The organism is Stenotrophomonas sp. UBA7606, from assembly GCF_002477705.1.
Classification (GTDB): domain Bacteria; phylum Pseudomonadota; class Gammaproteobacteria; order Xanthomonadales; family Xanthomonadaceae; genus Stenotrophomonas.
The window spans coordinates 1-10,797 of the sequence record NZ_DLJW01000058.1; the positions used below are offsets into that span (position 1 = coordinate 1).

General features: G+C 64.6%; 11 protein-coding genes. 9 read left to right on the forward strand and 2 right to left on the reverse strand.

The annotated features are described in order from the left end of the window. Positions 1-1,052, reverse strand: a 1,052-nt coding sequence (locus B2527_RS08045) for a fumarate hydratase (protein ID WP_293707731.1), incomplete at its 3' end; no start/stop codon positions are given. A 225-nt stretch (positions 1,053-1,277) separates the two neighbouring features. Here B2527_RS08045 and B2527_RS08050 point away from each other — a divergent pair. From B2527_RS08050 to B2527_RS08085, 8 genes are all read left to right on the forward strand, one after another. Beyond that, positions 1,278-2,171, forward strand: a complete 894-nt coding sequence (locus B2527_RS08050; protein WP_293707733.1) for an RNA polymerase sigma-70 factor — start codon at positions 1,278-1,280, stop codon at positions 2,169-2,171. A gap of 39 nt (positions 2,172-2,210) precedes the next feature. Then, positions 2,211-2,660 carry a carboxymuconolactone decarboxylase family protein gene (locus B2527_RS08055; protein WP_293707735.1) on the forward strand — a complete coding sequence of 150 codons (450 nt, stop codon included), beginning with the start codon at positions 2,211-2,213 and terminating at the stop codon, positions 2,658-2,660. A 56-nt stretch (positions 2,661-2,716) separates the two neighbouring features. After that, a complete protein-coding gene (locus B2527_RS08060; RefSeq protein WP_293707737.1) occupies positions 2,717-3,361 on the forward strand; it encodes a trimeric intracellular cation channel family protein in 645 nt (214 codons plus the stop codon). 475 nt (positions 3,362-3,836) lie between these two features. Then, positions 3,837-4,154 (forward strand): BON domain-containing protein, encoded by a 318-nt coding sequence (locus B2527_RS08065; protein WP_293707739.1) that lies wholly within the window; start codon positions 3,837-3,839, stop codon positions 4,152-4,154. 70 nt (positions 4,155-4,224) lie between these two features. Beyond that, positions 4,225-6,084, forward strand: coding sequence for an ABC transporter ATP-binding protein (locus tag B2527_RS08070; protein ID WP_293707740.1), 1,860 nt, complete (start codon positions 4,225-4,227; stop codon positions 6,082-6,084). Positions 6,085-6,465: 381 nt separating this feature from the next. After that, positions 6,466-7,248 carry a ferredoxin--NADP reductase gene (locus B2527_RS08075; RefSeq protein WP_293707742.1) on the forward strand — a complete coding sequence of 261 codons (783 nt, stop codon included), beginning with the start codon at positions 6,466-6,468 and terminating at the stop codon, positions 7,246-7,248. Between the two features lie 73 nt (positions 7,249-7,321). After that, a complete protein-coding gene (locus B2527_RS08080) occupies positions 7,322-7,699 on the forward strand; it encodes a type II toxin-antitoxin system RelE/ParE family toxin (protein ID WP_293707744.1) in 378 nt (125 codons plus the stop codon). A gap of 5 nt (positions 7,700-7,704) precedes the next feature. After that, a complete protein-coding gene (locus B2527_RS08085) occupies positions 7,705-7,992 on the forward strand; it encodes a HigA family addiction module antitoxin (protein ID WP_293707746.1) in 288 nt (95 codons plus the stop codon). A gap of 16 nt (positions 7,993-8,008) precedes the next feature. On the opposite strand, the gene B2527_RS08090 is transcribed toward B2527_RS08085, so the two are convergent. Next, positions 8,009-8,491 carry a glutathione peroxidase gene (locus B2527_RS08090; RefSeq protein WP_293707748.1) on the reverse strand — a complete coding sequence of 161 codons (483 nt, stop codon included), beginning with the start codon at positions 8,489-8,491 and terminating at the stop codon, positions 8,009-8,011. 155 nt (positions 8,492-8,646) lie between these two features. Here B2527_RS08090 and B2527_RS08095 point away from each other — a divergent pair. Next, positions 8,647-10,797 (forward strand): M3 family metallopeptidase (locus B2527_RS08095; RefSeq protein ID WP_293707750.1); only part of this gene is annotated, 2,151 nt, incomplete at its 3' end.

Here is a 10,797-nt window from a genome sequence, read left to right on the forward strand (position 1 = left end):
CGCTTGTGCGCGGCGTCGCGACCGGTCAGCAGCTTGCCATTGAGCAGCAGGGTCTGGCCCGGCTTCCATGCAGCCACTTCTTCCGGCGTGATGGTGTCCAGATCAACTCGGGTGCCCTTGGACGCGTCGTAGGTGATCTGCGGCCAGTCTTCCAGCGACGGCGGGTCCAGCATCACCGGGCCGCTGCCATCCAGGGTGAAGTGGGCGTGGCGGGTGGCGGCACAGTTCGGGATCATCGCCACCGGCAGGTTGGCGGCGTGAGTCGGGAAGTCCTTGACCTTGATGTCCAGCACCGTGGTCAGGCCACCCAGGCCCTGCGCGCCAATGCCCAGCGCATTGACCTTCTCATACAGCTCCAGGCGCAGTTCTTCGGCACGGTTGGACGCGCCGCGGGCCTGCAGGTCAGTGATGTCGATCGGCTCCATCAGCGATTCCTTGGCCAGCAGCATCGCCTTCTCGGCGGTGCCGCCAATACCGATGCCGAGCATGCCCGGCGGGCACCAGCCAGCGCCCATGGTCGGCACGGTCTTGAGCACCCAGTCGACGATGGAGTCGGACGGGTTGAGCATGGCGAACTTGCTCTTGGCCTCGGAGCCACCGCCCTTCGCGGCGACGATCACGTCGACCTTGTCACCCGGCACGACCTTGATGTTGACCACACCCGGGGTGTTGTCCTTGGTATTGGTGCGCTTGCCGGCCGGGTCGGCCAGCACCGAGGCACGCAGCTTGTTGTCCGGGTAGGCGTAGGCGCGGCGGATGCCCTCGTTGGCCATGTCCTCCACGCCCATGGTGGCGTCGTCCCAACGCACGTTCATGCCGATTTCCAGGAACACGGTGACGATGCCGGTGTCCTGGCAGATCGGGCGATGGCCCTCGGCACACATGCGCGAGTTGATCAGGATCTGCGCAATGGCCTCCTTGGCCGCCGGCGACTCCTCGCGCTCATAGGCAGCGGAGAGATTCTTGATGTAGTCGACCGGGTGGTAGTACGAGATGTACTGCAGTGCGTCGGCGACGGACTGGATGAGGTCTTCCTGCTTGATCGATGTCACGGGCTTGCTCGCTTGCTGAAGGCTGGCGGGGGTTCAGCCGCCCATTTTACGCTCTGCAGCCGCGCCGTGCTGTCCGCCCTTGGTCTTGGGGGAGGAGCGTCCGCCGCGAACGCGCAGAACCGACAGATCTCCCGCTTCGCGGCGGACGCCCCTTCCGCGCCAGCCCACTCCGCTTCAGGCAAAGTGGGTCTGTCACGCCAGTCAGCCCTGCGCCGTCCTGTCTACATGAACGCCGAATCCCTCTTCCAGACCCACCGCCCGCGCCTGCTGGCCCTGGCCTATCGCATGCTCGGCAGCCGCGCCGATGCCGAGGACGTGCTGCAGGACGCCTGGCTGCGCTGGGCCGGTATCGCCAGCGACGAGGTCCGCGATGCCGAGGCCTGGCTGGTCACCGCCACCACCCGGCTCAGCCTGGATCGCCTGCGTGCCGCCAAGCGTGAACGCCAGCACTACGTCGGCCCCTGGCTGCCCGAACCCCTGCAGGTCGAACTGGCAGCCGAGTCCGGCGCCGACCCCGCCCAGGCCCACGCGGTTGCCGACCAGGTCTCCTTCGCTTTTCTTACCCTGCTGGAACAGCTCAGCCCCGACGAGCGCGCCGCCTTCCTGCTCAAGGAGGCGTTTGACCATGACTACCGCCAGATCGGCACGTTGCTTGGCCACAGCGAGGCCAATTGCCGCCAACTGGTACGCCGGGCCCGGCAACGGCTGCAAACCGGCGCGCCCCGCTTTGACGCCGCGCCTGCGCACCACCGGCAACTGCTGCACCGCTTCATGGAAGCGGCGCAGCGTGGTGACAGCGAGGCCATCCAGGCCTTGCTGCATGCCAACGCGACGGCGGTCGCCGATGGCGGCGGCCGCGTCACCGCCACCGTGCGCCCACTGGTAGGCGCCGAGCGCATTGGCCGTCTGTACTGGGCCATTGCCCGCCGTGGCGCGGCGCTGCCGGCACAGCTGGGCTACGTCAACGGCGAACCAGCGATCCTGCGCTTTGCTGACGGCAGGCTGGCCTCGTTCACCACCATCGAGGTGGTGGAGGGGCGCATCGCCGCGTTGTACAGCGTGCTCAATCCGGAAAAATTGCCGGCGCTTGTCACGCCCCCGCGCGCTGCGGCGTCCTGATACCTGAAAGCCGGCCACCTGGTCGGTTGGAGTTCCCCCATGTCCGCTTCCAACACCCCCCGCGTCCCCTACACCCGCCTGGCCGCCGAGGCGTTCAAGGGCCTGCTGGCCACCAGCAAGGCCGTGCACGACAGCTCGCTCGACCATCAGCTGCAGGAACTTGTGTTCCTGCGCGTGTCGCAGATCAATGGCTGCGGCTACTGCATGGACATGCACGCCACCGCCCTGCGCAAGGCCGGCATCGAGCCGCGCAAACTCGACACCCTGCCCGCCTGGCACGAGAGCCGCTTCTTCGATGAACGCGAGCGCGCCGCGCTGGGCTGGGCCGAGGCCCTGACCCGACTGCCCGATGGCGCCCCCTCGGACGTAGCCTTCAACGCACTGGCACCGCATTTCGATGAAAAAGGCATCAGTGACCTGAGCATGGCGGTGGCCGTGATCAACGCCTGGAACCGGCTGGGCGCAGGGCTGCTGCCACCGCTGCCCTGAGCACGGCGGACAAAGGCCGATGGCCTGCGCCGCCGCCACACCGCACAATACGGCGCATGGGAACCCTCGTACTGATCCTCGACCTCATCGGCACCTTCGTCTTCGCCCTGTCCGGGGCGACGATGGGCGTGCGCCGGCGGCTGGATATCTTCGGCGTGCTGGTGCTGTCGTTCGCGGCGGCACTGGCCGGCGGCATCACCCGCGACCTGTTGATCGGCGCCACCCCGGTGGCCGCGATCAGTGACTGGCGCTACCCGGCCATCACCCTGCTGGCAGGCGTGGTCACCTTCTTCTGGGCACCGCTGATCGAACGCCTGCAGTACCCGGTGCGGATGTTCGACGCCATGGGTCTGGCGCTGTTTGCGGTGGCTGGCACCCAGAAGGCCTTGGCCTTCGGCATTGCTCCGCCGATGGCGGCCGCGCTGGGCATGCTGACCGGCATAGGCGGCGGAATCGCCCGCGACGTGCTGCTGGCGCAGGTGCCGCTGGTGCTGCAGGCAGAGTTGTACGCAGTGGCCGCGCTGGCGGGCGCCGCGGTGGTGGCGGTGGGCTACTGGCTGGGCTTGCCGCCCTTGCCTTGTGCGCTGGTGGGTGCCGGCCTGTGTTTTGGCCTGCGCATGATGGCCATGCATTTCGGCTGGCATCTGCCGGTGGCGTTGCAGTCGTCGGAGCCACCGCCGCCGGAAGGGCCGCGTAGTTGAGGTAAGAGCTTCGGGCTTTGAGCTTTGGGCTTTGGGCTTTGGGCTTCGGGCTTCGGGCTTTGGGCTTTGGGCTTTGGGCTTTGGGCTTTGGGCTTTGGGCTTTGGGCTTTGGGCTTTGGGCCCTTGCTTTCTGCTTTTTTGCCGTCATTCCCGCGCAGGCGGGAATCGCTCTTGCCGTTGATCTTGACCTTGCCTGTCGTCCTCGCCAAATGCCAAGGCAGGAGCAGAGCAGGAGCGATTCCCGCCTGCGCGGGAATGACGGCGTAACGGCAGAAGCAAGAGCCAGAACCAAACCCAAACCCAAAACCAAAGCCAAGGCCAAAGCCAAGGCCAAAGCCAAAGCCAAAGCCAAAGCACCCCTCCCCGGCCCTCCCCTTGCCTTCGACAAAGGGAGGGGGCGAAGCCAAGCCCCCGGTAACGCCAAACTCACACTGCATCGGCGATCTTGGGAATCCCGCTTCAACAGGACCCCACCATGTCCGCAGAACGCTCCGACACCCTGATCGGCGATGAAGTCGTCCATACCCTTGGCCAGCAGGCCCACACCTCACAGGTACTCGCCCAGGTCAAAAATGGCCAGGTGACCTTGTCCGGCGATGTTCCCAGTGCCGAGGCGAAGCACAAAGCCGAGGCCCTTGTGGCTGGCATCGAAGGCGTGCACAAAGTGGTCAGTCACCTCCACGTCGACAGTGGCAAACGCTCGTTCGGTGCCGCCGGCGAGGCTGTCCGTGACAATCCCGACGGTCGCAACGACGCGCAGATGGGTGATATCGACCTGGGCAAGGACGGCTGAGCATAGTGATGCGGCGGGCTGAACGCATTTGCAGGTAACCTGAACCCGCATTTCGCCGCTTGAGCCCCCCATGCCCCATCCCGAGCCCGCTCCCGCCAAGAAACCCAGCTTCCGCGAGCGCGTCGATGCGATGCGCAACCTGCCGCCGTTCCTGCGGCAGGTTTGGCAGACCAGCCGCTGGCTGACACTCGCCAGCCTCGGCCTGCGTCTGGTCCGCGCGCTGATGCCGGTGGCGATGCTGTACGTGGGCAAGCTGATCATCGATGAAGCCGTGCGCCTGGCCGGTGCCGGCCCGATGCCTCCGCTGGCCGACGCACTCTCCAGCGGTCACCTCACGACCCTGCTGGAACTACTGTTGCTGGAACTGGCCATCGCCATCGGCTCGGACCTGCTTGGTCGACTGATCAGCTACGCCGATTCGCTGCTCTCCGAGCTGTTCACCAATGCCACCAGCGTGCGCCTGATGGAGCACGCCGCCGAGCTCGACCTGGAGGATTTCGAGGACCCCGACCTGCAGGACAAGCTGGACCGCGCACGCCGCCAGACCATGGGCCGCATGAGCCTGATGAGCCAGCTGTTCGGCCAGGTGCAGGACACCATCACCGTCATCAGCTTTGCCGCCGGCCTGATCGTCTATGCGCCATGGTTGATTGTGCTGCTGGCAATTGCCCTGGTGCCGGCCTTCATCGGCGAATCGCACTTCAACACGCTGGGCTATTCGCTCAATTTCAGCTGGACCCCCGAACGCCGCCAGCTCGATTACCTGCGCCAGGTAGGCGCCAGCGTGGAAACGGCCAAGGAGGTGAAGATTTTCAACCTCAACCGTTTCCTGATCGACCGCTACAAGCTGCTGGCCGAGCGCTTCTACAAGGCCAACCGCACGCTGGCGCGCAAGCGCGCGATCTGGGGCACCCTGCTCGCAGCTTTGGGCACCTTTGGCTATTACACCGCCTATGCCTATATCGCCTGGCGTACCATCCGCGGCGATTTCAGCATCGGCGACCTGACCTTCCTGTCCGGCAGCTTCCTGCGCCTGCGCCAGTTGCTGGAAGGCCTGCTCACCGGCTTTTCGCAGGTGGCCGGGCAGGCCCTGTACCTGGACGACCTGTTCTCGTTCTTCGCGATCGAACCGGAGATCCGCTCGCGCCCGGACGCTGTGCCGATCCCGCGCCCGATCCGCCAGGGTTTCGTCTTCGACAATGTCGGCTTCCGCTACCCGGATGCCGAGCGCTGGGCGGTACGCAACCTCAGTTTCGAGTTGCAGGCCGGCGAAGTGATTGCACTGGTGGGCGAGAACGGCGCGGGCAAGACCACTCTGGTCAAGCTGCTGGCACGCCTGTATGACCCGGACGAGGGCCGCATCCTGCTCGATGGCCGCGACCTGCGCGACTATGACCTGGATGACCTGCGCGCCAACATGGGGGTGATCTTCCAGGACTTCGTGCGCTATCACCTGTCCGCTGGCGAGAACATCGGCGTCGGCCTGGTGGATGCCATGGACGACAAGGCACGCATCCGGGACGCTGCCCACCGCTCGCTGGCCGACGAGGTGATCGAGGCCTTGCCGGCCGGTTACGAGCAGTTGATCGGTCGCCGTTTCAAAACTGGCGTGGATCTGTCCGGTGGTCAGTGGCAGAAGATCGCCATCGCCCGCGCCTATATGCGCGATGCGCAGGTGATGATCCTCGACGAACCGACCGCAGCCCTGGATGCACGCGCCGAATTCGAGGTATTCCAGCGTTTCAAGGAACTGTCGGACAACCGCACCGCCGTGCTGATCTCGCATCGCTTCTCATCGGTGCGCATGGCTGATCGCATCCTGGTGCTGGCCGACGGTCGCATCGAAGCCAGTGGCACCCACGAGCAGCTGATGGCCGAAGGCGGCCGCTATGCCGAGTTGTTTGAACTGCAGGCCGCCGGATACCGCTGACCGTAGTGCCGAGCCATGCTCGGCAGGGAGCTTTCCCAGCGAAAAGCACCCCTCCCCAACCCTCCCCTGGGCCTACGGCCAAAGGAAGGGAGCGTAGTGCCGAGCCATGCTCGGCAGAGGCTTTACCAGCGAAAAGCACTCCTCCCCAGCCCTCCTCTTGGCCTGCGGCCAAAGGGAAGGAGCGTAGTGCCGAGCCATGCTCGGCAAGGGGCTTTACCGGCGAAAGCACCCCTCCCCGGCCCTCCCCTTGGCCTGCGGCCAAAGGGAAGGGGCGTAATGCCGAGCATGACTCGGCACTACAGCAATCAGCTCAAATGAGATTCATTCCCATTTAAGGGAAATCGGCTAGAATAGGACGGTCTCCAATTTACGAATCACGGCATGTCTTCCGCTTTTGGCGCCGAAACGGTGCTCGAGGTCCGTCACTGGACGGACGCCTACTTCAGCTTCTCCACCACGCGCGACAGCGGCTTCCGCTTCGAGAACGGCCAGTTCGTGATGATCGGGCTGGAAAACGAAGGCGCCCGCCCTGTCATGCGTGCCTATTCCATCGCCAGCGCCAACTGGGAAGAGCAGTTGCACTTCTTCAGCATCAAGGTGCAGGAAGGCGCGCTGACCTCACGCCTGCAGCACCTCAAGCCTGGCGACAAGGTACTGGTCGGCAAGAAGCCCACCGGCACCTTGCTGATCAGCGACCTGCATCCCGGCAAGCACCTCTACCTGTTGGGCACCGGCACCGGTCTGGCGCCGTGGCTGAGCGTGGTCAAGGACCCGGAAACCTACGAGCGTTTCGAGAAGGTCATCGTCTGCCATGGCGTGCGCTTCGCCAAGGATCTCGCCTACCGCGAGTACTTCGAGCAGGAACTGCCCAACGACGAGATCCTCGGCGACATCGTCCGCGACAAACTGCTGTATTACCCAGCCGTTACCCGTGAGCCTTTCCCCAACCAGGGCCGGCTGACCTCGCTGATGGAAACCGGGCAGATGCAGGAAACGCTCGGCCTGCCGCCGCTGGACCCGGCCAATGATCGCTTCATGATCTGCGGCAGTCCGCAGATGCTGGCCGACCTACGCACCGTGCTGGATGCGCGCGGCTTTGAAGTCTCGGCACGCATCGGCACGCCGGGCCATTACGTGTTCGAACGCGCCTTCGTCGAGAAGTAAGTACGTAGGGGTTTTGTCGACATTCTGCGGCTAGCAGCCACAGAATGATCGTTAGCTTAATGGCCGGATCGCAATGATCCGGCCGTTTTCAGTTCAGCGGAAAGGATTCCCGGGTTCCAGTAGTTCTCCCGGCAGCTTCATCGACAACCAACGCAGCGTGCTGCTCGACGAACTGGCGCAGTGCCAGCAATGCGCGGAGACCGCGAAACACGCGATGGGCGCTGCCTATCCCGCCGCTTGCCAGGCAGCACAATCGATGCGTCCGGTGTTTGACCAGGGGCTGGCGCAGGCGCGTCGCAACGCCCGCCAACAGATCCCCGGATTTCGCCTGCACGAACTGAGAGGTGGGATGAAGGGACGCTGGTCTAGTGCCGTCAACGGCAACTGGCGCGTCACCTTTGAATTCAAGGATGGCAATTGCCACGTGCTGGACTACGAGGACTATCACTGATGAACATGCATGACCCGCCGCATCCGGGCGCCTTCACTTCCGGCATCTATCTGGAGCCGAACAATGTCAGCGGCCGCGAACTCGCACAGGCACTTGGGGTTTCCGCCTCGACGTTGAGTCGGGTGTTGAACGGCAGCAGTCGGGTCAGCCCTGAAATGGCTTTGTGCCTGTCTGTCGCCCTTGGTCGCAGCCCGGAAAGCTGGTTGGCCATGCAGGACGCGCATGATCTCTGGGTCGCCCGCCAGCATTTCGATCTGAAGTCTGTAGCCCGCCTGCAGCTGGCTGCGGCCTGATGACGCAGCGCTCGTTTCAGCCCAGCGCCGCCCGGATATCCGCTTCAAGCGACTCCGGACGCGCGGTTGGCGCATAGCGGGCAAGCACCTGGCCGTTGCGACCAACCAGGAACTTGCTGAAATTCCATTTGATCGCCGCGATGCCCAGCGCGCCGCGCTTCTGCCGCTGCAGCCACTGCCACAGCGGATCGGCGTCGGCGCCATTGACCTTGAGCTTGGCCGACAGCGGGAAGCTGACCCCGTAATTGATGCTGCAGAAGTCCTGGATGGCAGCCGCATCGCCCGGCTCCTGCTGACCGAACTGGTCGCAGGGGCAGCCCAGCACCACCAGCCCCTGCGGGCCCAGCGCCTGCCACAGCTGCTCCAGCCCCTCGTACTGCGGGGTGAAGCCGCATTTGGACGCGGTATTCACTATCAGCAGCACCTTGCCATCAAAGGCGGCCAGCGGCAGCGGACGGCCATCCAGTGCGGTCAACTCGAAATCAAAGGCGTTGGGCATGGCGCGACTCCTGGCAGGACGGCCAGCCTACGTCATTACGGCACGAACGGCATGCAAAATGTGGCCTTTCAGCGCAACCATGCCATTCGACACACCCGTACAGGCGCGCCTGCAGGTACCCTGAAAGAATCAGTCTTTTTACCGGAGTTTCCGCCTTGAACACCCGTCTCGCCCTCGCCCTTGCCGCGACCCTGGGTCTTGCCCTGCCGGCCTACAGCCAGGCCGCAACCACTGCGACCACCCAGTCGGCCCAGCAGGCCAATCCGTTCTTCGCTGAAAGCCCACTGCCGCTGCACTACCCGCAGTTCGACAAGATCAAGGACGCCGATTTTGCGCCGGCTTTCGACGCTGGCATGGCCCAGCAGCTGCAGGAAGTGGAAGCGATCGCCAACAACCCGGCCGCACCGACCTTCGAGAACACCCTGATCGCGCTGGAAAACAGCGGCGCCGTGCTGGACCGCGCCACCACCGTGTTCTTCTCGCTGATCGGCGCCGACACCAATGACGCGCGCAAGAAGCTGCAGGCCGACTACTCGGCCAAGTTTGCCGCGCATGGCGATGCCATCAACCTCAATGGCAAGCTGTTCTCGCGCATCGAGACCCTGTACAACGACCGCGCCAAGCTGGGCCTGGACGCTGAAGGCCTGCGCCTGGTCGAGAAGTACTACGACAATTTCGTCCGCGCCGGTGCCAAGCTGTCCGACGCCGACAAGGCCAAGCTCAAGGCGATGAACGCCGAGCTGGCCAACCTGGGCACCAAGTTCAGCCAGAACGTGCTGGCCGAGGTCAACGCGTCCTACATCGTGGTGGACGACGTCAAGCAGCTTGATGGCCTGTCCGATGAGCAGATCGCCGCCGCCGCCGAGGCCGCCAAGGCCCGCAAGCTGGACGGCAAGTACGTCATCGCCCTGCTCAACACCACCGGCCAGCCGCCGCTGACCAACCTGACCAACCGCGAGCTGCGCCAGAAGATCTACGAAGCCTCGGTCTCGCGCGGCAGCAAAGGTGGCGAGTACGACAACACCGCCCTGGTCTCGCGCATCATGACCCTGCGCGCCGAGAAGGCCGCGCTGATGGGCTTCCCGAACTTCGCCAGCTACTCGCTGGGCAACCAGACCGCCAAGACCCCGGAAGCGGTCAACGCCATGCTCGGCCAGCTGGCCCCGGCCGCGGTCACCAATGCCAAGCGCGAAGCCGCCGACCTGCAGGCGATGATCGACAGCGAGCAGAAGGCCGCCGGCAAGCCGACGTTTGAACTGCAGCCGTGGGACTGGGCCTTCTACAGCGAGAAGGTGCGCCAGGCCAAGTACGACTTCGACGAGTCGCAGCTCAAGCCGTACTTCGAGCTGAAGAACGTACTGGAGAACGGCGTGTTCTTTGCCGCCGGCAAGGAATTCGGCCTGAGCTTCAAGCAGCGCACCGACCTGCCGGTCTACCACGACGACGTCACCGTCTATGACGTGTTCGACGCCGATGGCAGCCAGCTGGCGATCTTCATCTTCGACCCGTATGCACGTGAGTCCAAGCGTGGCGGTGCGTGGATGAACGCCTATGTGTCGCAGTCGGGCCTGACCGGTGACAAGCCGGTGGTGGCCAACCACCTGAACATTCCCAAGCCGCCGGCCGGCAAGCCGACCCTGCTGACCTGGGACGAAGTGAACACCACCTTCCACGAGTTCGGCCATGCGCTGCACGGCATGTTCTCGGACGTGAAGTACCCCTACTTCGCCGGCACCGCAGTGCCGCGTGACTTCGTCGAGTTCCCCTCGCAGGTGAACGAGATGTGGTCCGACGAGCCGACCATCCTGGCCAACTACGCCAAGCACTACCAGAACGGCTCGGCGATGCCGCAGGCGCTGCTGGACAAGGTGATTGCCGCGTCCAAGTTCAACCAGGGCTTTGCCACCACCGAATACCTGGGTGCGGCGATGCTGGACCAGAGCTGGCACCAGATCGGTGTTGGCCAGATCCCGGCACCGAAGGACGTGATGAAGTTCGAGCATGAAGCGCTGGTCAAGGACGGCATCTACTACGCGCCGGTCCCGCCGCGTTACAAGACCCCGTACTTCAGCCACATCATGGGCGGCTACTCGGCGGGCTACTACGCCTACATCTGGTCCGAGGTGCTGGACGCCAACACCCAGAAGTGGTTCCGCGAGCATGGCGGCCTGTCGCGTGCCAACGGCGACCATTTCCGCAAGACCCTGCTGTCCAAGGGCGGCAGCGTTGATGCGATGGAGCTGTTCCGCAACTTCGCCGGCCACGAGCCGCAGATCGAGCCGCTGCTGGAGAAGCGTGGCCTGACC